At 50.1% G+C, this 383-nt stretch carries 1 protein-coding gene; it reads right to left on the reverse strand.

The window, feature by feature from the left end; genetic code table 11:
- The coding region (locus tag C6366_RS21410) for a response regulator (RefSeq protein WP_146164969.1) at nt 1–383 on the reverse strand (383 nt) is incomplete at both ends.

Here is a 383-nt window from a genome sequence, read left to right on the forward strand (position 1 = left end):
GACAAAAGCCGCGTAACAACCTCTTATACAAGTCAGTCCGCTGCCCCATTCGCTTAATACCGGCCTTCACATCAAGCCCCTCAATGGATGGAAAATCCACCACGTCTGAATCTGATTCAGTGATTTGCGCGCCAGCCGGAATGTTTTCTTCACCAAAAACAAGGCGATAAATTACACCAAACAACTCCTCCGGATCAATGGGTTTAGCTACCATACCGACCATACCCGCTTGCAGACAAAGTGCTTCCACGTCACCAAAAGCTTCGGCTGTCATGGCAGCCACCGGCACATCGTGCCAGCCTTCTACGGCCTTTAAGTGGCGGGTTGCTGCATATCCGTCCATTTCCGGCATATTGATATCCATCAACACCACATCATACGGA

Origin of the sequence: Desulfonatronum sp. SC1 (genome assembly GCF_003046795.1) — a bacterium.
GTDB lineage: Bacteria > Desulfobacterota > Desulfovibrionia > Desulfovibrionales > Desulfonatronaceae > Desulfonatronum.